The organism is Paenibacillus sp. FSL R5-0490 (genome assembly GCF_001956215.1).
Classification (GTDB): domain Bacteria; phylum Bacillota; class Bacilli; order Bacillales; family Cytobacillaceae; genus Cytobacillus.
Window position 1 is genome coordinate 118,694 of the sequence record NZ_MRTQ01000012.1, and the last position, 21,306, is coordinate 139,999.

The following is a 21,306-nucleotide window of genomic DNA, read 5'->3' on the forward strand; positions in this document are numbered from 1 at the left end:
TATGGAGAAGGGAAGAAATGACAATACTATTTTTAAGCTGGGATTTTTTATTGGAAATCTTATCACGGTTAAGTTTTAAAGGGTTATTGCGTTGATTTAGCGGTGATGGTGTTTACTTCGGAGATTAAGCGGCAGTTTGGCTGAGGAAATCTATTAATCGGCTGGATATAATGAGGAGACCTCTTTTGATATTTTATAGAAGCATAAGATGTCAGCTTTCTTAAAAATTATTTTATGTATCATCTTTAGTAAGTGAGGATTGGGAATCCAGCTGCTGAAATAAACATGGTGACAGCCTGGAGGTCTGGCGGTTCCCAACCTGGGCTCCAGCAGTCAGCAGTGATGCTGCCACCACGTGCAATAAGAATTTTGGAATAAAAAAAATGGAATGTGTTCTCTGTTTCCGGCTGTACTTCTCTTATATTACCTTCTTGTCTTTTGAATTACTTTCTTTCAATTTCTCCTCCCAAAAATCTGCACCTTTAATGCCAAGTTTAACAGGATCGAAGACTGGTTCAATGCCTGCTTTCTTCTGTTCTTCATAATCTTTAAACACTTTTAAGGCTGTTTTAGTCAGGAATAGAATAGCAACTAAGTTAAGCCAGGCCATGCTTCCGAAGCCAAAGTCTCCGAGCGCCCATAATAAAGATGCATTTTCGACACTTCCTAAGTAGATCATTCCTAAGAAAACAATCATCAATCCTGCTTTAAGCCCTTTTAGATTTCTCTTTCTGCCAAGGTAAACGAGGGTTGTTTCAGAAATATAGTAGTAAGCCATCAGAGTTGTGAAGGCAAAGAAGAAGATAGCAATTGCAACAAACAAACCACCAAACCCAGGGATCACGCTCTCAACAGCCGCCTGTGTCCACATTGGTCCTGCTTCAACACCTTGGATATTTTCAACAATCGGCTGCTTTCCTTCTGGGGTAACGCTGTACATGCCGGTAATTAGAATCATAAGTGCAGTAGCTGTACAAACAATGATGGTATCAATATAAACAGAGAATGCTTGAACAAGACCTTGTTTTGCCGGATGGGATACATCTGCTGCAGCTGAACTATAAGTTCCTTCCCCTACACCAGCAACGTTAGAGAATACCGCTCTCTTAACGCCCCATGCAATCGCTGCACCGATTATACCGCCAAACATTTCGTTTGCACCAAATGCACTGGAAATAATCAGCCAAAGCATTTCTGGAATTTCTGCTGCATTTGCAAATAAAAGTACGAAAGTGATAACCACATACCCTAAGGCCATAAAGGGGACAACTTTTTCCGCAACATTAGCAATTCGCTTCACGCCGCCAAAAATAATGATGCCAAGTAATATAACAAGAATGATTCCAGTGATGCTTTTATTGAGACCAATTGTGTTTTCGAATCCAACAGCAATCGTATTGGCCTGAATACCAGGAACTAAAATTCCATAGCAGATGGTAACAACAATCGCAACAAACACCGCAAACCATTTCATATTTAAACCTTTTTCAATAAAATAAGGAGTTCCGCCCCGGTATTGCTTACCATCTTTTACTTTATAGACCTGAGCAAGAGTGGATTCAATAAAAGCACTTGCTCCTCCTAATAAAGCCATGACCCACATCCAGAAAACCGCTCCCGGACCGCCAAATGCGATCGCAGTAGCAACCCCAGCGATATTTCCAATACCGACCCGGCCGGCTAAAGCCATTGAAAACGCCTGGAAAGAGGACACACCGGATTCTGGGTTACCCTTTTCAAAAAGAAGTTTAATCATTTCCTTAAAATATCTAAATTGCACAAAGCGTGTCATAATGGAAAAGAACAATCCAGCACCAAGCGCGAAAGCTACCAATCCAAGACTCCAAACCATCCCCGACGCTTTATTCACTAATTCTTCCATCTTATCCCACCTTTTTATACTTTAAGTAGATAGTTCCATCTCTTTCAATCTGTAAATTAGTAATATTCAGATAAATAAAGGCGGAATAGGACAAAACACTGTCCCACTCCCATCAATCCGTGCACAGTTTGTCCCATTGGTCCTTATAAAAACTCATCATGCTTGATGTTAACAAATACACTTTTCACTTCCGTATAGTTTTGCAGGCCATACTCTCCACCCATTTCGCGGCCGATTCCTGATTGTTTGTAGCCGCCGAAAGGCATTGTTTCCCATTCAAGTCCAAAATCATTAATCCAGACTGTACCTGATTGCAGCTTGCTTGCAATGTAATGACCCTTTTTCATACTTTCTGTCCAGACACTTGCAGCTAAACCATAGTCACTATCGTTCGCCCGTTTAATGACCTCATCAATCGTATCAAAAACGAAAATGGACATGACCGGACCAAAGATTTCTTCACGTGCAATAACCATATGATCCTGTACGTCAGCAAAAATAGTTGGCTGTACAAAATATCCTTTTTCAAATCCTTTATTGCCGCCTGTCACGAGTCGCGCACCTTCTTCCTTCCCTTGTTCTATATAATTAAGAACAGTTTGATGCTGTTTCGCTGACACAAGCGGGCCCATATCCGTTTCAGGGTTCATTCCATCCCCCAGCTTCATTGCTTTCGCCCGTTCTGCTAAGGCTTTTACTACATGATCATATATGTTTCTCTGGACAAATACACGTGTACAGGCACTGCAGTTTTGCCCATGATTGTACATCGTTCCGTTAAATACCCCTTCAATTGCTTCCTCAAGATTAGCATCTTCTAAAACAATGGCTGGCGATTTTCCGCCAAGCTCCAGCGTAACACCTTTAATTTGATCTGCAGCTTTTTTCATTACTTCTTTTCCGACAGCCGTTGAGCCTGTGAACGCTATCTTATCGACATCTTTATGTGCAGTAATCGCTTCTCCCGCAATCCTGCCCGTTCCCGGCACAATATTCACAACACCATCCGGAAACCCTGCTTCTTTGAATAGCTTTCCTGCATAGAGAAGAGATAATGGTGTCTCAGTTGCCGGTTTAATCACAACCGTACAGCCGACTGCAAGTGCAGATCCGAGCTTCCAGGCAGCCATGGCGAGCGGGAAGTTCCATGGAATAATTTGGCCTACAACCCCAACCGGTTCGTGTACCGTATAGGTTACATAATTCTTTGAAACCTGAGTTGTCTTACCAAATATTTTTGTGGCCCAGCCTGCGTAATATCTAAAATGCTGGATTGTCCCGTCAACATCATCTGCCAAAGCAACCCTGCAGGGCTTTCCGTTATCCAATGATTCCAGTTGAGCGAGTTCTTCCCGATTTTCTTCTAAGAGATCCGCAAATTTATAGATTAGATGAGAGCGTTCAGCGGCATCCATCTTTGTCCATTCGCCTTCATCGAATGCTTTTCTTGCAGCAGCTACCGCAGCGTTAATATCTTCCTCTTGCGCTTCACTTACTTCTGCAATGACCTCTTCGTTTGCAGGATTAACGACGGGAAACGTTTTACCACTAATCGCCGGTACATAGTTACCGTTAATGTATAATCCTTTCACACCTTCCAGGAATTCTTGAACTTTTGGTTTCAGATTGTAATTTGTCGCTTGCATGTTCTCACTCCTTCACTAATTTAGTTTTTTACTGTCTCTAAACTTGCAAGCAGGTCTTTTAGCTTTTGATCTTCCTCCGGTGATAGGCCTAAACGAGGGTATCGCGCAGGCCCGCCAGCCTGGCCAGTCAATTCCATGGCTCTCTTCACAATTTGCACATACTTTCCAGATCCTTCAAGGAACGCGCACAGTGGTAAAATACGATCATTGATGGACCAAGCTTCTTCAAACTCTCCTTTTTGGAAATGGTTATACATATCTGTAACCAGCTTTGGCACGATATTTCCTGCAACAGAAATCCACCCAGTTGCCCCAACTAAGTAAGACTCCATTACAAGCTCTTCAGCACCGCAGAATACTTCAAAATCTCCTTTTCCTTTTCTTGCAAGATCTCTTACCTTGCTGATTTCACCGCTTGATTCTTTAATGTGAGTCACATTTTCGCAATCCCTGCCAATCTGAAGCATTAAATCTGCACTCATATTCACACCAGAAGTAAATGGGTTGTTATAAAGCATGATTGGAAGATTGACACTGCCGGATACATCTTTGAAATGATGGTAGATTTCATTTTCCTTTGGCTTCATGTAAAAAGGGTTAATGATTAGAGCAGCATCCGCTCCATGTACTTCAGCTTGCTTTGTATACTCGATTGTTTCCCTTGTTGTTTCCGCAGCAGTACCCACAATAACAGGGATGCGGCCGCCTGCTTCCTTCATAACAGTTTCTACCATCTGGTATTTTTCTTCTCTTGACAGACTGACAAATTCACCAGTACTCCCATTGATGACGATACCTGCCACACCTTGATCGACAAAGTAATTGACATTATTCTTTACTCCGCCCCAATCAATTTCCTGTTCCTGTGTCATTGGTGTAATTAATACTGGATAAGCTCCTCTAATTGCAGTCATTTTAATTTTCCTCCCTATTTTTAATAGTTTCTTATTTTAATAAAAACCCTGCGAATAATGGATCTGCCGGGTCTAATACATATGTCTGCATACCCGTAATAAATCCCCGGGCTGAAAAACTAAACTCGTAACCTGCTGCAAATTGTGCTGAAAGCTCGGCTGTCAATTTGCCGTTGAAAATGCTTTCATTTTCAATTGGGCTATCAGAAGGTATATCCCCATTTTCTATTAAATAGCTGCAACAGGCAGCTAGAGTTCCAAATCCTGGAGAACGCACAATATAACAATCCGGACGGAAGGTTACCGTTTTGATTTTGCCTTCATTTTTTTGCGAGTGATCCATCAAGATCACTCTGCTGAAGGCATGTTTGCCTTCTAAGGCTTCAATCGCCTTTTGCCCCCATTGATTTATGACTGGAAGGTCCTCCATCTCAATCTCAAAAGGCAGCTCTGCTTTATCAAAAATCGCATAAAGATGATCGGCTTGGACTAGAGATACTTCTGTCTTTAAATCTAAATAAGACACTGGCACATTGGTTTGCACAACCTGGCATGGCTCGTTTTTTAATTTAACTAATTTCACTTCATCATCTTTCATAGTTGCAGCGACACTAATAACACCGCTGATTGTTTCAAGTCTGTATTCACCTGAAGACTTGGCCTTTAGTTGGCCACACTCTAACAATGCGGTTATGACAGCAGTGATTCCGCCATATTGCATCGGAACGGTTCCGTTATGGTCGAAAAAAACAACAGCGGCATCGGCTTCGCTTATAAAAGGCGGAACGACCAGACAACCCATCAGTCCAGCAAATCCGCGGGGCTCATTTAAAAGAAAATTAATTTCCTCCTCATAGGCAATCCGAAATTGCTCATTTAGCTCCTGTATACTTGTATAATGAATAAGTGGGACATCCTTAATAATTCGATATGCCTCACCTGCTACGTGTACATCAGTTGCTGTGTAAGACTTTTGAATTTTCATTTCACATCCTCCATTTCATGTTCCATTGGGGGAATAAGTAAAAAGCCTTCTTTCAGCGGGTCTTCCTCGTTATAAAAGAACCGGTGCATTCCCATTAGCCAGGCTGAACCAGTGATTCTTGTAATAACAGCCTCTACACCCTGAACATCTGCTGTTTCAAGGATTTCTCCGCGGAATAAAGAGCCGACAATACTCTCATGTACAAATTCTTCATTAATACCTATCTCCTTTTTGGAATAGAGGACAGATAATTTAGCCGAAGTGCCTGTACCGCATGGTGAACGATCAATCCCGCCAGGAGGGACAACAACCGTATTTTTCACATCTGCTTCTTCATGGGTTGGCTCAGTGAAAAACTCAATATGGGTCAGACTGCGAATAAATGGATATTGCGGATGAACGACATCCGTTTTTTCGTTAATTGTATTTCTAATTTTGATAGCCTTTTCAATGATTTTTGAAGAATTCTCCGGTGTCAGTTCTAATCCAACAGATTGGGCATCAATGATTCCATAGAAGTTGCCTCCATAAGCAATATCTGCCTCAACGATTCCAATTCCCTCAACATCAACAGAGACACTCTTTAACAGGAAGGCCGGGACATTACAGAAGGAAACCTCTTTTGCTTTTCCGTTCTCTACCTTAATCTCTGCCTTAACAAGGCCGGCTGGTGTATCAATTTTTATCGCAGTTACTGGCTCTTGAACAGGTATTAGCCCCGCTTCAACCAATGCTGTACAAACACCGATTGTGTCATGTCCGCACATTGGCAAATATCCGCCGGTTTCGATATATATAACACCGATATCTGCTTCCGGATGACATGGATCTGTCAAGAGTACTCCTGACATGACGTCATGTCCTCTTGGTTCATTCATCAGGAGCTTGCGGATCCAGTCATATTCCTTTTGCATATGAAGCATTTTTTCGGACATTGTCGCTCCTTTTAGCTCTGGGAGTCCACTAATCAATGTCCTCGTGGGGTTTCCGCCCGTGTGTGTATCAATGGTTGTAAAAACTCGATTTGCTTTCATCAGGTACTCACCCTTTCCTTAAATCGAGAAAATCTCAGCGGCTCAATTGGGATGCAAGTTTCCTTTTCATTAAGCATTTCCTCTATTACTTTTCCAGTAACAGCGGCAAGGCTAATTCCGTCTCCCTCATGACCTGCTGCAATATAATAGTTTGGAATCCCCTCTACTTCTGACACAATTGGCAAGTGATCCTCCGTCCATGGCCGCAAACCAGCATAGGAACGTATGACCATCATGTCAGCCATTTTCGGATAAAATCGAATGGCCCGATTGGCAATGCATTTAATAATTTCATTGTTGATCTTTGTATTAAACCCAACAAATTCCCGGCTGCTTCCAATCAGGAAGTTTTGACTTTCAGTTGGTTCAAAAACAAGGGCTACTCCGTATTTTTCAGTAATGGGGTCAACCTGGCGCCTGCCGCCAAATTTTGATATTAAGTAGCCAAATTCCATCACTTTTCTCGGTCCTACAAATTCCTGGCGTGATGCGACAATTATGTGGCCTTTTCTTGGTTTAATTGGAATAGACAAGTCCAGCATCTCTCCGATATATGGAGCCCATACACCTGCAGCATTAATAACATAGTTCGCGGTGAAAGTGCCATTAGATGTTTCAACGGTAAATGTACCGTCCGGCTCCCTTCTCATTCCAGTAACCTCAGTTTGTTTATGGGCCTTAGCGCCCATCTCCTTTGCCCCCTCAAGAAGGTTAAAGGCAAGAAGGTATGGATTAACAGTTGAATCTGTTGCACATTCTAAGCCGCCTAATAAATCATCAGCAAAATACTTTGAATCCTGGCGAATGTCCTGTCTGTCCAGCATCCTGAACGGCAAGCCGGCCTCCTTTTGCCGGTCAACCCACTTTTGTGCGGCTTCCATTTCTTCTTCTGTCTCACAGACAAGGATGCTTCCAGGTGCACGATATTCAAAAGGCTGCTTCAAATCTCTGCTTAATTCATCTACTAACTTCTGACTGACAAGTGACATTTGACTATCAAAGCCAGGATCTTTATCGATAGCTAAAATATTCCCGTCACAGCGGGATGACGTGCCACTGACAAATTCACCTTTTTCGATAACTGTTACATTTCTTCCTGATTTAGAAGTATAATAGGCAATTGCACAGCCTATGATTCCCCCGCCTATAACCAGAACGTCACAATGATTTCTCACAAAACCAACTTCCCTTCGTCTTGTTACATCATTTTTTAATGCAAATAACATGCCAACTTTTATAACCTTACTCAGAAATAAGAATCTTCTAATAATTATCCTTCTAGCCCAAACAGAGATTTTTTTGTTTTGTTCTTAATTGTCAAAAAAATTGATAAAATAGTGTATAAAATATTAAACAGTGTATAAGAAAATTTACACACTAGGAGGCTGTCATGTTTGAATTACCTTCAGTCAAAGAAATAATTGAAAATAATTTCATCTGTCTTAACACAGATAATGAAAGTGCCTTAGTCAGTGTTTATTTAGATGATACCTTTGCTTCATTAGCTGATGCCTGCAAGCGTCATGCAGCCGTTGCCGTTGTAAATTCAAGCGGTCAAGTACTCGGCTCCATCACAAATGAACAAATCATTGATTTTTTGCATGATTCCTACAACCAATTAAAGGCTTTCTATGAAGCTGTCATCCATACATCGGACGCTTCAGTCACAGTGATTGATGCTGATGAACGTGTCCGCACATGGACAGAGGGAGCCGAAAAAATCTTCTCTGTAAAAAAAGATGAGATTGTGGGCAAACCAATAATAGAATTCTTTGAACATCAGAATCTGCAAATCCTGGAATCCTTGTACAAAGGAAAAAGAATCCGGGGAAAGCATCACCAGCCAAGATCTGATCTATTTGTCTTAATAAATTCAAACCCCGTTCACTTTAATGGACGAATTATCGGGGCTGTTGTATCGGAAACTGATGTGACAAGCCAGGTGGTTCTTAATGAGAAATTATTTAATATGTCGACTGAGGTTCACCGTTTAGAACAGGAAATGGCGAAATACAGACCTTCAGATCCCTTTAGATACATTAAAGGGAAAAGCGCGGTGATGGAAAAGACTGTAGAAATGGCGAAAAAGGTGTGCTCTGTCCGGTCAACTGTATTGATTTTAGGAGAAAGCGGAGTCGGCAAGGAGGTCTTTGCCAAATCCATTCATGAGGCAACTGAAGGACCTGAAGCACCATTTATATCAATTAATTGCGGTGCTATTCCAGCTTCATTATTTGAAAGCGAATTATTTGGCTATGAACGCGGGGCCTTTTCGGGTGCAGATCATAGAGGAAAAAAAGGAAAAATTGAGCTTGCTAGAGGGGGAACTCTTTTCCTGGATGAAATTGGCGAAATGCCTTTGGAAATGCAGGTCAAGATGCTTCGTGTGCTTCAAGAAAGAAAATATTACAAGGTTGGCGGTGAAAAAGAGATTGAAGCAAATTTCCGGGTAATTGCTGCAACCAATAGGGATTTAAAAGAATTAATAAACGAAGGCCAATTTCGGGAGGATTTATATTATCGGCTGAATGTTGTCAGTTTAAAAATCCCGCCTTTAAAAGAACGCTGTGAGGATATCGTTGAACTCATTCATTACTTTTTAAATGATTTTTCACTGCGCTATCAGCGGCCGATCCATCATTTTTCACAGGAAGTTATGCAGGAAATGCTTCATTATGATTGGCCGGGCAATGTTCGGGAACTGCGTAATGTGGTTGAACGGCTGGTTGTTTTTGCAACAGATGGAGTCATTCGAAAAGAATATTTGCCATTCCACTCAGCAATGAGCTATCCAGCTGCATCTGATATGGATCTTCAGGAAAACAGCATAGAAATAAAAACGGGCATTGTGCCGCTTCAGGAAGAAATGGATCGTCATGAAAAGCAAGTGCTCGAAAAAGCATTGGCATTAACCGGCGGCAACAAATTAGAATGCTCGAAAAAACTGGGAATCACCCGAGCGACTCTTTACAATCGTCTCAAACGTCTTGGCTTAAGCTGATTTAATATCCAGGCTTCAAAGTTGGTACGATTTTTGCATTGTATTTTTGCATATACCTGAAGAGGAGGATTTCCAAATGAGTAACAATGAGGCACTTGTGATCTGCCGCTGTGAAGAGGTTACCTATGGGCAGGTTTTCGCAACTGCAAAAGAACATCAGTGTACATCCAGGGAATTGAAGCTTAGAACAAGAGCTGGAATGGGATTTTGTGGAGGACGCACTTGCAGGGTCATGGTCGATCGGATTATTGAAAGTATCGTCCCTAATACAGGCGAAGGTGAAATTCCCTTAAAATATCAGCCTCCAATTCGCCCTGTAACTTTTGGAACGGCAGGTGATAATAATGGCTAGAATTATAGATCATCCGGTTTTAGGCAAATTAGATGATAGAAAAAAGATTCCATTCACCTTTGATGGAAAAGAATATGAAGCATATGAAACTGAAACAATCGCGGCAGCTCTGCTGGCAAACGGTGTGAGAACACTGCGGGTTCATGAGGAGAGTGGAACACCAAGAGGGTTTTATTGCAATATCGGCCACTGTATGGAATGCCGTGTACATGTTAATGGGCAGGCCAATATAAGAGCCTGTTTAACGGTTGTGAAGGAAAAAATGGCTGTTGAAAGAGGAAAGCATCATCCTAATCTAGTTAAAAGGATGGTGGAGAATCAATGACAGATGTAATCGTAATTGGAGCTGGGCCAGCCGGTTTAGCTGGTGCCATAGCCTGTGCTGAGTATGGCTTAAAAGTAACCGTCATTGATGAATTTGTCAGGCCAGGCGGAAGATTAATCGGCCAATTGCACCAAGAACCATCTGGAGAATGGTGGAATGGAATAAAAGAATCAACTCGTCTGCACAACGAAGCACTGAAACTATCAGTAGATATCCGCTGCGGCGTTTCTGTATATAACCTTGAAAAAGATAAGGATTGCTGGAATGTTCATACTAATACAGGAACACTGATAGCTCCTTATGTGCTGGTGGCAACTGGTGCAGCTGAGTTCCCAATTCCTGTGCCAGGCTGGACTCTTCCAGGTGTTATGTCCATTGGAGCTGCACAGGTCATGACGAATGTTCATCGGGTCGAGGTTGGCAAAAAAGGCATCATCATTGGTGCAAACATTCTGGCATTTGCCATTTTAAACGAGCTCCAATTAGCCGGAATCAATGTGGAACATATTGTGCTGCCAGAAAAGAGTCCGCTTAGCCAAAATGCCGGAAAACCAGAGGAAGTCTTGAAGTCACTCCTAAATGCAGCACACCTTGCCCCGTCACCAATCTTGCGTTTCGGCAGCCGCTTTATGAAAAATAGAGGATTCCGCAAATTAGGAATGAAATTTTACCCTAAAAGCGGCGTTAAGGTGAATGGAACACCCTTGCAGCTTAGGAAAGCAGCACTTGAAATACTTGGAAAGGATCAAGTGGAAGGCGTCCTCACTGCAGATATTGATGCGAATGGAAACGTGGTCAAAGGTACGGAAAAAATATACGAAGCAGATTTCGTGTGTATCGCAGGCGGCTTGTACCCGTTAGCAGAGCTTACAGCAGTTGCCGGCTGCCCATTCCAATACGTACCAGAACTTGGGGGACATGTTCCGCTTCATTCTGAAAAAATGGAAACTCCGCTCGAAGGATTATTTGTTGCCGGAAATATCACTGGGATTGAAAGCGGAAAAATCGCCATAGCCCAGGGAACAACAGCAGGGATTTCGATTGCTAAATATGCTGGAAAAGGCAGCACTGACATCACTAAGAAGCTTGAACAGGCACTGAGAAACGTTCATACAGTCCGTCAAAACGCTGCCATCCAATTCAACCCTGAAATTGCAAACGGCCGGAGGAAAGTCTATGAACTTTGGGACGATCTTTATGGGAAAGAACAGGATTCTTTACAGGAGATAGGATGAAATGATAATCATCCAAAAGCAAATATTCGCAAAAAACCGCCCTCCCTATTCGGAGGACGGTTCTTTCTTTTCATGCCGTTTATTAAGCACTTTCAGGACTTCGCTAAAAGGCAGTTCCTGCTCGCGCAGCAGCACCATCAAATGATAAATCAGGTCGGCCGCTTCCCATTTAAGTTCTTCTTTGTCACGGTTTTTCGCAGCGATGATAACTTCTGCGGATTCTTCGCCGACTTTCTTCAGGATTTTATCCACGCCTTTTTCAAAAAGATAGGTCGTGTAGGCTCCTTCTGGGCGTGTCTTTTCGCGTTCTTCAATGACTTTTTCAAGTGTATTAAGGATTTCAAAGTCAGATAAACCGCCTGACTCTTCCCCGTATACTCTTTCCTCAAAGCAGGTGACTGTTCCCTTGTGGCAGGCAGGTCCCGCTGGTTCAGCCAATACCACAATGGCATCCTGGTCACAGTCAAGCTTCATTTCTACAATTTTCTGCGTGTTTCCGCTTGTTGCCCCTTTGTGCCAGAGCTCATTTCGGGAACGGCTGAAAAACCAGGTCTCCCCTGTTTCCGCCGACCTTAAAAGGGATTCCCGATTCATAAAAGCTAATGTTAATACCTCTTTTGTGTTCGCATCTTGCACAACGGCAGGGATCAGTCCCTTTTCGTCAAACTTTATACCATCGATATTCATCGGACTACCACCCCTTTTTCCTTAATAAAAGCTTTCACTTCTGCCACAGATGTTTCTTTATAGTGAAAAATAGATGCTGCCAACGCGGCATCCGCTTTCCCATCAATAAATGCTTCTGCAAAGTGATCGGCGTTTCCTGCCCCGCCAGAAGCAATAACCGGAATCGAAACGGCCTCGCTGACTGCTTTTGTCAGCTTAAGATCAAATCCCTTTTTCTCTCCGTCCGAGTCCATGCTTGTGAGTAAAATTTCTCCGGCGCCGCGCTCAGCCGCTTCACGGGCCCAGGCAATGACTTCAAGATCTGTCGGTGTCCGTCCGCCATGTGTGTACACGCGCCAGGAACAGATCTCTTCATCGTATTTGGCATCAATTGCGACAACGATGCACTGGGATCCGAAGAAATTTGCCCCTTCTGTAATTAAACCAGGATTATTTACGGCAGCTGTATTAAGAGACACCTTATCAGCACCTGCCCGCAAAATTCGCTTCATATCTTCCAGCGCGTTAATCCCGCCGCCGACTGTAAAGGGAATGGCCAGCTCAGACGCAACAGCCTTCACTACCTCAACCATTGTTTTCCGTCCTTCATGAGAGGCGGAGATATCGAGGAAGACCAGCTCGTCAGCTCCCTGCCCATCATAAAAGCGGGCAAGCTCAACCGGGTCACCTGCATCACGCAGCTGTACGAATTGCACCCCTTTTACCACGCGGCCGTCTTTTACATCCAGACAGGGTACGATGCGTTTAGTCAGCATGTTTCCTTCACCTCTTTCAGGGCTTCCGCTACGGTAAACCGGCCTTCATAAATGGCCTTTCCGACGATGGCGCCGGAAACACCTTCAGATGCATATTCCTGAAGTTCCGCCAAGTCAGCCAGCTGACTGACCCCGCCGGATGCAATTACACTTTTGCCAGTTTCCCGCGCAAGCAGGCGAACAGCTTCAACGTTAGGTCCAGAAAGCATTCCATCTGTTGCGATATCTGTAAAGATAAATGTTTCCGCACCGGCGTCGGCAAATCGCATGCCTAAGTCAACTGCCTTTACTTCAGACGTTTCAAGCCAGCCATGTGTAGCCACATAGCCATTTTTCGCATCAAGTCCTACCGCTATGGCTTTGCCATATTTGCGGATCATGTCAATAGCAAACTCAGGATTGGAGACGGCGATGCTACCGATGATTACTCGTGTTACGCCATTATCAAGGTAATGCAGGATGTCTTCTTCTGTACGGATTCCCCCGCCAATCTGGACAGAGGCCCCAAGTTCGCGGGCAGCCTGGATGACATACTGATCATTAACCCGCTTCCCATCCTTTGCCCCGTCAAGATCGACCATATGAATCCAGTCCGCTCCTTCATCAGCAAACTTTTTGGCCATATCAAACGGGGAGTCGCCATACACCGTTTCCTTATCATAATCCCCCTGCAGCAGCCGGACGCACTTGCCGCCTCTCATATCGATTGCCGGATAGATGGTAAAACTCATTTCACAGACATCCTTTCTTCAACCAGCTCGGTGAAATTGCGTAAAAGCGCCATGCCGAGCGAACTGCTTTTTTCAGGGTGGAACTGCATGCCGAACACATTGCCTCTGCCAACCACTGCCGGCACTTCTACATCATACAAACTCCTGCTGATAACTACTTCTTCATCATTTGTATCTACAAAATAAGAGTGGACGAAATAGACATAATCTTCATCAAGCCCATTTAAAATCGGCGAACCCTGCAGGAATTCAAGACGGTTCCAGCCCATATGCGGAACTTTGTACGTTTCACCTTCTGCTGTTGAACCGGGAAAACGCCTCACATGCCCAGGCAGAAGCTGCAATCCTTCTGTCAGTCCATTTTCTTCACTGCTTTCAAATAAAAGCTGCATGCCAAGGCAAATGCCAAGAAGCGGCTTGCCTGTATCAGCAAACTCCTTAACCAGATCTGCCAGGCCAGTAGAATTTAAGATACTCATTGCATCCTTGAAAGAGCCGACACCCGGTAAAATTAGGGCATCCGCTCTCAGAAGCTCGTCTTTATTTTCAGAAAGGAAATAAGGAACCTCCAACCGTTCAAGCGCTTTACTGACACTGAATAAATTCCCCATTCCGTAATCGATGATGCCGATCATTTACAACAGCCCTTTCGTTGAGGGAACTCCCTTAATCCGCGGATCAATCGTCGTTGCTTCATCCAGCGCACGTGCCAGCGCTTTGAAAATCGCCTCAATGATGTGGTGTGTATTCTGTCCATAGTGAACGATGACATGCAGGTTCATTCTCGCTTCAAGCGCGAGTTTCCATAGAAATTCATGCACTAGCTCTGTATCAAATGTCCCCACCTTTTGGCTCGGGAACTCCGCCCGCATCTCCAGGTGAGGGCGGTTGCTGAGGTCAACCACCACTTGAGCCAGTGCTTCGTCCATTGGCACAAAAGCATTTCCATAGCGCTTGATGCCTTTTTTATCTCCTAGAGCATCCTTCAGCACCTGGCCCAGGCAGATGCCAATGTCCTCTGTTGTGTGGTGATCATCCACATCTGTATCGCCATTTGCGACGATGTTCAAGTCAAATTGTCCGTGCTTGGCGAACAGGTCCAGCATATGTGTCATAAAAGGCACGCCTGTTTCCAGATCGCTTTTGCCTTCTCCGTCTATATTTAAGGATAGAGTGATATTCGTTTCATTGGTTTTACGTGAAATTTCAGCAGTTCTGGCCATGATTATTCCTCCAGCTTATTTTCTTAGTCTTGTCTCAATGGATCTGGCATGGGCTTCCAGGCCTTCCAGACGTGCAAAGGCCGCAATTTTTTCGCCATTATCCTTTAATGCTTTTTCGCTGTATAAAAGAATGCTTGATTTCTTTTGAAAATCTTCCACATTAAGCGGGCTCGAAAAACGGGCTGTCCCGTTTGTCGGCAGGACGTGGTTTGGCCCGGCAAAATAGTCGCCAACCGGTTCAGGGCTGAATCTTCCGAGGAAGATCGCTCCTGCGTGACGAATCCGTCCAAGAAGCTCCATCGGATTCTCTGTTAAAATCTCCAGATGCTCAGGAGCAAGACTGTTAACTGTTTCAACAGCTTCATCCATGCTTTCCGTCACATAAATAGCTCCGTAATTGCTGATGGACCCAGCGGCAATTTCCTGGCGGGGCAGCTCGGCAAGCTGGCGATCCACTCCTGCTGACACCGCTTCTGCCAAAGCAGATGATGGTGTCACAAGGACTGCGCTTGCCATCGGGTCGTGTTCTGCCTGTGATAATAAATCTGCCGCCACTTCATCCGCATGTGCTGTGTCATCTGCCAATATAGCGATTTCACTAGGACCTGCGATCATATCTATATCAACATCCCCAAAAACTTCGCGTTTTGCAAGGGCAACGTAGATGTTCCCCGGACCTGTGATCTTGTCGACAGGCGGGATCGATTCAGTTCCATATGCCAATGCAGTGATTGCCTGTGCTCCGCCGACTTTATAGATTTCTTCCGCACCGGCGATGTGTGCTGCTGCCAGAACAGCCGGAGGCAGCTTTCCAGTCTTTTTATCAGGAGGAGAAGTAATCACGATTCTCTTGACCCCCGCAACCTTTGCCGGAATCACATTCATAAGTACGGATGACGGGTATGCCGCCGTTCCGCCCGGAACATACAGGCCGACTGAATCAAGCGGTGTAATCTTTTGGCCAAGGACTGTACCGTTCTCTTCTGTTGTCATCCAGGAAGGACGAAGCTGTTTTTCATGAAAAGACCGGATATTTTCGGCAGCTTCTTTAATGATCTCAAGGATTTTTCGATCCACTTGACTCAAAGCTTCTTCTATTTCAGCCTGTGGTACCTTTAATTCATCCAGAGAGATGCCATCAAATTTTTCTGTGTACTCTTTTAAAGCTTGATCGCCGTTTTGGCGGACTGTTTCAATTATATTTTTTACAATCGCCCGCTGTTCTTCTGTTCCGTTATCAACAGACCGTTTAATTGAAATCTGGTCATCAATTTTTAAAATTTTCATAAGGTTCTACATCCTTTTAAGAGCTTATTTCTTCTCCTGAAATAACTTCTGTCAGCCGGCCAACCAGCTCGCTGATTCGTTCATCCTTGATGCGGTAGCTGACTGGATTGACGATCAATCTTGATGTAATTCCGACGATGGTTTCGTATTCAACGAGCCCGTTTTCTTTCAGTGTTCGGCCGGTTGATACGATATCCACGATCCGGTCCGCCAGCCCGATCATCGGAGCCAGTTCTATGGAGCCGTTCAGTTTAATGATTTCCACCTGCTCCCCCTGCTCACGGAAATACGCTGCTGCAATCTGCGGATACTTTGTAGCAATTTTAGGAGCAACATCATTCAGCCTTGTGTTTGGCAGTCCAGCAACCGCGAGATAGCAGGCACTGATTTTCAAATCAAGGAGCTCGTAGACATCCCGCTCTTCTTCAAGCATGACGTCCTTTCCGGCAATCCCAAGGTCTGCTACCCCATGTTCCACATACGTTGGCACATCCATCGGCTTTGCCAGGATAAAGCGGAAATTCTCTTCCGGCACATCGATGATCAATTTACGTGAATCATCAAATTCCGGCGGCAATTGAAAGCCTGCACGGCGGAGCAATTCAGCTGCTTCCTCAAAAATGCGGCCTTTTGGCATGGCAATCGTTAAAACATCACTCATTTTATGCTCTCCTTTCCAGCTTTTCCGACTAAAAAGGTAATGTCCTCGTACTGGCTGGTGCAGGCATCGATGTCCTTAACACCGCTAATATCCTGCAGGACCACTTTCTTTCCGGCAGAACGTTCTTCCTTCGCAAAATCGAATGCCTCTTTGCGGCGCTCCGGACTGTATAAAATGCAGTAAACAGGTTCTGCCTCATTGCTGTCTTCGAGCGCTTCAAGCAGGCGGTCCAATCTGATGGCAAAGCCGGTTGCTCCCGTATCTTTTCCGAACTTTTGAAGCAGCAGATCATAGCGTCCGCCATTTCCGATCGGGAAACCAACATTTCCTGCATATACTTCAAAAAGAATACCCGTATAGTAGCTCATATGGCTGACGAGCGTTAAATCAAATTTAACTGTGCCTTCCTGGCCGTAGTCCTGCATAATAGCCCAAAGCTGTTCAAGCTCAGCTAATGCCTTTTTTCCTGTGCCGTTTTCCAGAAGGCCATAGGCAATCTCAATGACTTCTACCCCGCCCCTTAATTTTAGGAAATCAAGAAGCCTTTGTTTATCAATGGACGAAAGAGCCAGACTCTTTACATGCTCCCTGTACCCTACATAATTTTTCTCATATAAAAACCTTGTCAGGTTTTCCACTCTTTCTTCCGTCCCTAAAATCTGCTGGAAGAAGTCACGGACAAATCCGATGTGGCCGGCTGAAAGCTGAAAGTTCTGCAGCCCCGCTTCTTTTAAAGCAGAGATCATGAGCGCCATTCCTTCGCCATCCGCACTGATCGTATGATCGCCAATACATTCTACACCGATTTGCTCAAACTCAGCCGGCCTGCCGCCCTCCCGCTGCTGTGCGCGGTAAACATTGGCGGAATACGCAAGCCTGATCGGCAGCTCGTCTTTTAAGAGACGGGATGCTGCCACCCTTGCAATTGGTGCTGTCATATCCGGCCGGAGCACCAGGGTATGGCCCTGCTGATCAAGCAGCTTGAACAGCTGCTGATCCAATATCGCTGAAGCAGCTCCGACTGTTTCGTAATATTCAAGTGCAGGCGTTTCGATAAACTGATAGCCCCAGCGTTTCATTTCCTCCTGGATGGATGTACGGACTGCAGCTTTTCTTTCGTATAGATCAGGTAATGTATCTCTCATGCCTAACGGCTTTTCAAACATAAATAATCGGCTCAAACCATTCACCTCTATGACTTAAAAATTCCGAATCCTTTAGTTCGCTAATATGGTAGTAGATTGAAGTTATATGTAGTTTAACGCGCATTCACCACGCCGTCAACCAAAAGAGACTGAAAAATAAAAAAGACTCCTTTTTTTAAAAAGGAGCTTACTTATATAGTTTGTTCTTTTTTCTATAGGTTATTTGAAGTTATTAATTATAAAAACTCCGCCAGCCTAAGCAAGCGGAGTTTTATTATTATCTGCACCATATATCGGATCGTCCGCCCAGCGAGCGGCAAGCTCTTCCTTTGTATAGATGACACGCATCGGGTTGCCGCCGACAAAGGCTCCGGCCGGAACATCTTTATGGACAAGCGTTCCGGCTGAAACAATGGCTCCATCACCAATTGTGACACCCGGCAGTATAGTTGAGTTTGCGCCAATCATAACTTCACTGCCAATATCAACCCGGCCAAGGCGGTATTCCTTAATCAGGTATTCATGAGCGAGGATTGTCGTGTTGTAGCCAATGACCGTGTTACGGCCGACACTAATTTTTTCCGGAAACATAACATCCAGCATCACCATTAGTGCAAATGATGTCTGGTCCCCCACCTTCATTCTCAGGAAATTACGGTAGAGCCAATTTTTCATGCCCAGAAATGGCGTGTAGCGTGCAAGCTGGATCACAATAAAGTTTTTGACCACCTTCAGGAACGGAACCGTTTTATACACATGCCAGAGAGAATTGCCTCCCTCTACCGGAAAACGCTCCGTTTTTCTCATTGGTTTTCTGCCTCAAGGATATCGAGCAGGTCAGCCATATTGTCCAGCATATAATCCGGTTCAAAGCGCGCGAGGAATTCACGGCCTTTCGCTGTCCAGGCAACACCAGCTGTTTTGGTGCCGGCGTTTTTTCCGCCATCGATATCGTGTGAATTATCGCCAACCATAATGGCTTCCTCCGGCTTCGCATCCAGCAGGCTCAACGCCTTCAGGATTGGCTCCGGATCGGGCTTTGGCTTATCCACATGATCAAGCGTGACAACCACATCGAAAAACTGATCAAGATTAGTCAGCTTTAAGCCCTTTTCAACTACATTGGAAACTTTTGTCGTAACAATGCCCAGTTTATAGCCTGATTCTTTTAAAGTCCGGACCGTTTCAAACACGCCGTCAAATTCCTTCACCAGCACGTCGTGGTTCTTAATATTGTACTCCCGGTAAACCGAGATCATTTCCTCCACTTTTTCAGGGTTGATGGTCTCAAATGTTTCATGCAGGGTCGGCCCCATGAACGGAAGTACATCTTCCCGCTGATAGCGGTCAGGATAATATTTTCCGAGCGTATGCAAAAATGAGGAAATAATCAATTCGTTTGTGTCAATCAGTGTTCCATCTAAGTCAAATAATAATGTGTTAATGCTCATATGTTGCTTCCTTTCTTTTTGCCAGATCAGCACGGTTCCAAATCATCGCCACCACCAGTGTCAGAATGATCGCCACACCCAGACGGATCAGCAGAAGCGGCAAGACCGGAATGCCAAGCGGCACAAAAATCAAAGTATCTTCAACGACTGCGTGGCAGGCTACAAGGAAAATAAATGCGATCGTTACATCTTTTTTGCTGACGCCATCTTCCTCTACAGCCTGGATCATGACACCCGCCCCATAGGCAAGGCCAATCACCAATCCGGCTGCAAGAGTTGTAGACGTATTTTCTTTCATTCCAAGTGCCCTGGTCACAGGCGCCATCCATCTTGAAAAGACAGCAAGCCATTGCTTATCTTTTAAGATCTGAATAATGATCATCAGCGGGATGACGATGATAGCAAGCTGAAGAATGCCAAGCAAAGCCGTCTGCAGTGCATCCAGCAGGATTGGCCCTGCCCCAGATACCTGCTCTTCTTTAGCCGGAATAAATCCGTACTTAGCCGTTTCCGATCCACCCTGCCAAACAAGGTTGATGACAATGGCGCTTAACAGCGCCAATCCGAAACGGACGGTAAGAACGACCCAAAGCTTAACGCCGACCTTCAGCGCCACTCCCGTTTCAATCAGCATATTATGTGAAAACGACAGCATGACGGCAATAATAAACACTTCTTTAACCGTTAGATCGAGCGTAAGGATAGCTCCAATCCCGGCATACAAATTCAAGAAGTTCCCCAAAACAAGCGGTATGGCTGCATCTCCTGACAGCCCAATCAAGTTCATAAGGGGCGTGATCAGCTTGATAACCCATGGAAGCACTGGCGTATGCTGCAGCAGTGCCACAATCAGCGTAACCGGGAATATGACTTTCCCGAGTGTCCATGTTGTTTTTAAGCCGGCCATCAGCCCCCTTTTGGATGATTCAACCAGCATTTCTACTCTCCCCTGTGTGTTATTTCCCCTCGGCTTTATCCAAATAACGAGCTTTGGCAAGACCTTCTGCTCTTCTATAAAAAATCAGAACCAGCGCCACAATAATAAGAACGATAGATATTGTCTGAGCAATTCTTAAATTCTCAGTAAGCATCAGGCTGTCTGTCCGCAGGCCTTCTACGAAGAAACGCCCGATCGAGTACCAGATGACATACGAGAGAAAAAGCTCCCCGCGCCTTAAGTTTGCTCTTCTTAATAATATAAGGATGATAAATCCAATGATATTCCAGACGGATTCATATAAAAATGTCGGATGATAATAAGCTCCGTTAATATACATCTGGTTAATGATAAATTCAGGCAGATGCATATTCTCCAGGAATGCCCGGCTGACTTCTCCCCCGTGCGCCTCCTGATTTATGAAGTTTCCCCAGCGGCCGATTGCCTGCCCCAAAATGATGCTTGGCGCTGCAATATCAGCAAGCTTCCAGAATGATATTTTCTTTTTCTTTGCAAAAACATAAGCGGTGATGACAGAACCTATCAAGGCTCCATGAATGGCAATTCCGCCATTCCATATTTTGATGATTTCACCCGGGTTCTCCGAGTAAAAATCCCACTGAAATATAACATAATAGATCCTGGCGGAAATAATCGCAATGGGAATGGCCCACAGCATTAAATCGGCAAAGATGTCTTTAGGGAGTCCCCTTCTTTCCCCTTCCCTCATCGCGATAATGAGAGCCAGTGCAATGCCGAGGCCGATAATCAGACCATACCAGTGGACCTGAATCGGCCCAAGGGAAATGGCAATCGGATCTAACGGCTGAATATTGTTTTCCATGATCACTTCTCCTTCCGAAAAGCGCAAGGCGCCCGGTTATCGGCGACAAGCATAAGACAAGCCGGCATGAAGGTTGTTCTTTAACCTTTGTGCCGGATTGACAGAAATGTTGAGGCGACTGCCCAGGGACGACTAGCATAAGACGGTCCCTGTAAGAAGGTGTTTTTTCCTTCTGGAAGGGAACGGCTTATGACCTCGAGTCCCTAGGAGC

At 44.6% G+C, this 21,306-nt stretch carries 22 protein-coding genes; 4 read left to right on the forward strand and 18 right to left on the reverse strand.

Annotated elements, in window-relative coordinates; all coding sequences use genetic code 11:
* Positions 1–418 precede the first annotated feature (418 nt).
* The 6 genes from BK139_RS12060 to BK139_RS12085 all read right to left on the reverse strand — a co-directional run bounded on the left by BK139_RS12060 (position 419) and on the right by BK139_RS12085 (position 7,687).
* On the reverse strand, positions 419–1,882 hold the full coding sequence (locus BK139_RS12060) for an alanine/glycine:cation symporter family protein (protein ID WP_076258958.1): 1,464 nt from the start codon (positions 1,880–1,882) through the stop codon (positions 419–421).
* Between the two features lie 143 nt (positions 1,883–2,025).
* Positions 2,026–3,528 (reverse strand): aldehyde dehydrogenase family protein, encoded by a 1,503-nt coding sequence (locus BK139_RS12065; RefSeq protein WP_076258960.1) that lies wholly within the window; start codon positions 3,526–3,528, stop codon positions 2,026–2,028.
* 20 nt (positions 3,529–3,548) lie between these two features.
* Positions 3,549–4,442 carry a 4-hydroxy-tetrahydrodipicolinate synthase gene (gene dapA / locus BK139_RS12070; protein ID WP_076258964.1) on the reverse strand — a complete coding sequence of 298 codons (894 nt, stop codon included), beginning with the start codon at positions 4,440–4,442 and terminating at the stop codon, positions 3,549–3,551.
* A gap of 31 nt (positions 4,443–4,473) precedes the next feature.
* Complete coding sequence (locus BK139_RS12075) at positions 4,474–5,427, reverse strand: proline racemase family protein (protein WP_076258966.1); 954 nt, start codon at positions 5,425–5,427, stop codon at positions 4,474–4,476.
* Positions 5,424–6,461, reverse strand: coding sequence for a proline racemase family protein (locus BK139_RS12080; protein WP_076258968.1), 1,038 nt, complete (start codon positions 6,459–6,461; stop codon positions 5,424–5,426). The genes BK139_RS12075 and BK139_RS12080 overlap by 4 nt, the downstream gene beginning before the upstream one ends.
* Positions 6,461–7,687 carry an NAD(P)/FAD-dependent oxidoreductase gene (locus tag BK139_RS12085; protein ID WP_076258971.1) on the reverse strand — a complete coding sequence of 409 codons (1,227 nt, stop codon included), beginning with the start codon at positions 7,685–7,687 and terminating at the stop codon, positions 6,461–6,463. Before BK139_RS12085 ends, BK139_RS12080 begins: the two co-directional genes overlap by 1 nt.
* A gap of 164 nt (positions 7,688–7,851) precedes the next feature.
* Here BK139_RS12085 and BK139_RS12090 point away from each other — a divergent pair, with 164 nt between their 5' ends.
* The 4 genes from BK139_RS12090 to BK139_RS12105 all read left to right on the forward strand — a co-directional run bounded on the left by BK139_RS12090 (position 7,852) and on the right by BK139_RS12105 (position 11,374).
* Positions 7,852–9,462 carry a sigma-54 interaction domain-containing protein gene (locus BK139_RS12090; protein ID WP_076258973.1) on the forward strand — a complete coding sequence of 537 codons (1,611 nt, stop codon included), beginning with the start codon at positions 7,852–7,854 and terminating at the stop codon, positions 9,460–9,462.
* Between the two features lie 76 nt (positions 9,463–9,538).
* Positions 9,539–9,814, forward strand: coding sequence for a (2Fe-2S)-binding protein (locus BK139_RS12095; RefSeq protein ID WP_061793390.1), 276 nt, complete (start codon positions 9,539–9,541; stop codon positions 9,812–9,814).
* Entirely contained in the window at positions 9,807–10,139 is a 333-nt protein-coding gene (locus tag BK139_RS12100; protein WP_076258977.1) for a (2Fe-2S)-binding protein, read from the forward strand. The genes BK139_RS12095 and BK139_RS12100 overlap by 8 nt, the downstream gene beginning before the upstream one ends.
* Positions 10,136–11,374, forward strand: a complete 1,239-nt coding sequence (locus BK139_RS12105) for an NAD(P)/FAD-dependent oxidoreductase (RefSeq protein WP_076258979.1) — start codon at positions 10,136–10,138, stop codon at positions 11,372–11,374. Before BK139_RS12100 ends, BK139_RS12105 begins: the two co-directional genes overlap by 4 nt.
* 45 nt (positions 11,375–11,419) lie before the next feature.
* On the opposite strand, the gene hisIE is transcribed toward BK139_RS12105, so the two are convergent.
* The 12 genes from hisIE to lgt form a co-directional block, all read right to left on the reverse strand.
* Positions 11,420–12,061: a bifunctional phosphoribosyl-AMP cyclohydrolase/phosphoribosyl-ATP diphosphatase HisIE gene (gene hisIE, locus BK139_RS12110; protein WP_076258981.1), complete on the reverse strand. Its 642-nt coding sequence runs from the start codon at positions 12,059–12,061 to the stop codon at positions 11,420–11,422.
* Positions 12,058–12,816 (reverse strand): imidazole glycerol phosphate synthase subunit HisF, encoded by a 759-nt coding sequence (hisF, locus tag BK139_RS12115; protein ID WP_076258983.1) that lies wholly within the window; start codon positions 12,814–12,816, stop codon positions 12,058–12,060. The genes hisIE and hisF overlap by 4 nt, the downstream gene beginning before the upstream one ends.
* On the reverse strand, positions 12,810–13,547 hold the full coding sequence (gene hisA / locus BK139_RS12120) for a 1-(5-phosphoribosyl)-5-[(5-phosphoribosylamino)methylideneamino]imidazole-4-carboxamide isomerase (protein WP_076258985.1): 738 nt from the start codon (positions 13,545–13,547) through the stop codon (positions 12,810–12,812). Before hisA ends, hisF begins: the two co-directional genes overlap by 7 nt.
* The gene (gene hisH, locus BK139_RS12125; RefSeq protein ID WP_061793396.1) at positions 13,544–14,182 is read right to left on the reverse strand and encodes an imidazole glycerol phosphate synthase subunit HisH; all 639 of its coding nucleotides are present in this window, start codon (positions 14,180–14,182) and stop codon (positions 13,544–13,546) included. Before hisH ends, hisA begins: the two co-directional genes overlap by 4 nt.
* Positions 14,183–14,770, reverse strand: a complete 588-nt coding sequence (hisB, locus tag BK139_RS12130) for an imidazoleglycerol-phosphate dehydratase HisB (protein ID WP_061793397.1) — start codon at positions 14,768–14,770, stop codon at positions 14,183–14,185.
* A 15-nt stretch (positions 14,771–14,785) separates the two neighbouring features.
* The gene (hisD, locus tag BK139_RS12135) at positions 14,786–16,057 is read right to left on the reverse strand and encodes a histidinol dehydrogenase (protein WP_076258987.1); all 1,272 of its coding nucleotides are present in this window, start codon (positions 16,055–16,057) and stop codon (positions 14,786–14,788) included.
* Between the two features lie 16 nt (positions 16,058–16,073).
* A complete protein-coding gene (hisG, locus tag BK139_RS12140) occupies positions 16,074–16,718 on the reverse strand; it encodes an ATP phosphoribosyltransferase (protein ID WP_035329276.1) in 645 nt (214 codons plus the stop codon).
* Positions 16,715–17,899 (reverse strand): ATP phosphoribosyltransferase regulatory subunit, encoded by a 1,185-nt coding sequence (locus BK139_RS12145; RefSeq protein WP_076258989.1) that lies wholly within the window; start codon positions 17,897–17,899, stop codon positions 16,715–16,717. Before BK139_RS12145 ends, hisG begins: the two co-directional genes overlap by 4 nt.
* A 219-nt stretch (positions 17,900–18,118) precedes the next feature.
* Complete coding sequence (locus BK139_RS12150; RefSeq protein ID WP_076258991.1) at positions 18,119–18,670, reverse strand: acyltransferase; 552 nt, start codon at positions 18,668–18,670, stop codon at positions 18,119–18,121.
* Positions 18,667–19,314 (reverse strand): pyrophosphatase PpaX, encoded by a 648-nt coding sequence (gene ppaX, locus BK139_RS12155; RefSeq protein ID WP_076258994.1) that lies wholly within the window; start codon positions 19,312–19,314, stop codon positions 18,667–18,669. The genes BK139_RS12150 and ppaX overlap by 4 nt, the downstream gene beginning before the upstream one ends.
* A complete protein-coding gene (locus BK139_RS12160; protein ID WP_076258997.1) occupies positions 19,304–20,251 on the reverse strand; it encodes a nucleoside recognition domain-containing protein in 948 nt (315 codons plus the stop codon). Before BK139_RS12160 ends, ppaX begins: the two co-directional genes overlap by 11 nt.
* A 19-nt stretch (positions 20,252–20,270) precedes the next feature.
* Positions 20,271–21,095 carry a prolipoprotein diacylglyceryl transferase gene (lgt, locus tag BK139_RS12165; protein ID WP_076258999.1) on the reverse strand — a complete coding sequence of 275 codons (825 nt, stop codon included), beginning with the start codon at positions 21,093–21,095 and terminating at the stop codon, positions 20,271–20,273.
* Positions 21,096–21,306: the final 211 nt, after the last annotated feature.

Excerpts from the sequence above, each read along its gene's own strand:
- BK139_RS12100 (WP_076258977.1), top strand. The coding sequence starts at position 9,807 with ATGGCTAGAATTATAGATCATCCGGTTTTAGGCAAATTAGATGATAGA.
- BK139_RS12080 (WP_076258968.1), bottom strand. The coding sequence starts at position 6,461 with ATGAAAGCAAATCGAGTTTTTACAACCATTGATACACACACGGGCGGA.
- ppaX (WP_076258994.1), bottom strand. The coding sequence starts at position 19,314 with ATGAGCATTAACACATTATTATTTGACTTAGATGGAACACTGATTGAC.
- hisF (WP_076258983.1), bottom strand. The coding sequence starts at position 12,816 with ATGCTGACTAAACGCATCGTACCCTGTCTGGATGTAAAAGACGGCCGC.
- hisIE (WP_076258981.1), bottom strand. The coding sequence starts at position 12,061 with ATGAATATCGATGGTATAAAGTTTGACGAAAAGGGACTGATCCCTGCC.
- BK139_RS12075 (WP_076258966.1), bottom strand. The coding sequence starts at position 5,427 with ATGAAAATTCAAAAGTCTTACACAGCAACTGATGTACACGTAGCAGGT.
- BK139_RS12065 (WP_076258960.1), bottom strand. The coding sequence starts at position 3,528 with ATGCAAGCGACAAATTACAATCTGAAACCAAAAGTTCAAGAATTCCTG.
- hisA (WP_076258985.1), bottom strand. The coding sequence starts at position 13,547 with ATGAGTTTTACCATCTATCCGGCAATCGATATGAGAGGCGGCAAGTGC.
- BK139_RS12090 (WP_076258973.1), top strand. The coding sequence starts at position 7,852 with ATGTTTGAATTACCTTCAGTCAAAGAAATAATTGAAAATAATTTCATC.
- BK139_RS12105 (WP_076258979.1), top strand. The coding sequence starts at position 10,136 with ATGACAGATGTAATCGTAATTGGAGCTGGGCCAGCCGGTTTAGCTGGT.
- BK139_RS12085 (WP_076258971.1), bottom strand. The coding sequence starts at position 7,687 with ATGTTATTTGCATTAAAAAATGATGTAACAAGACGAAGGGAAGTTGGT.
- BK139_RS12150 (WP_076258991.1), bottom strand. The coding sequence starts at position 18,670 with ATGAGAAAAACGGAGCGTTTTCCGGTAGAGGGAGGCAATTCTCTCTGG.
- hisD (WP_076258987.1), bottom strand. The coding sequence starts at position 16,057 with ATGAAAATTTTAAAAATTGATGACCAGATTTCAATTAAACGGTCTGTT.
- hisG (WP_035329276.1), bottom strand. The coding sequence starts at position 16,718 with ATGAGTGATGTTTTAACGATTGCCATGCCAAAAGGCCGCATTTTTGAG.
- hisH (WP_061793396.1), bottom strand. The coding sequence starts at position 14,182 with ATGATCGGCATCATCGATTACGGAATGGGGAATTTATTCAGTGTCAGT.
- dapA (WP_076258964.1), bottom strand. The coding sequence starts at position 4,442 with ATGACTGCAATTAGAGGAGCTTATCCAGTATTAATTACACCAATGACA.
- BK139_RS12060 (WP_076258958.1), bottom strand. The coding sequence starts at position 1,882 with ATGGAAGAATTAGTGAATAAAGCGTCGGGGATGGTTTGGAGTCTTGGA.
- lgt (WP_076258999.1), bottom strand. The coding sequence starts at position 21,095 with ATGGAAAACAATATTCAGCCGTTAGATCCGATTGCCATTTCCCTTGGG.
- hisB (WP_061793397.1), bottom strand. The coding sequence starts at position 14,770 with ATGGCCAGAACTGCTGAAATTTCACGTAAAACCAATGAAACGAATATC.
- BK139_RS12160 (WP_076258997.1), bottom strand. The coding sequence starts at position 20,251 with ATGCTGGTTGAATCATCCAAAAGGGGGCTGATGGCCGGCTTAAAAACA.
- BK139_RS12095 (WP_061793390.1), top strand. The coding sequence starts at position 9,539 with ATGAGTAACAATGAGGCACTTGTGATCTGCCGCTGTGAAGAGGTTACC.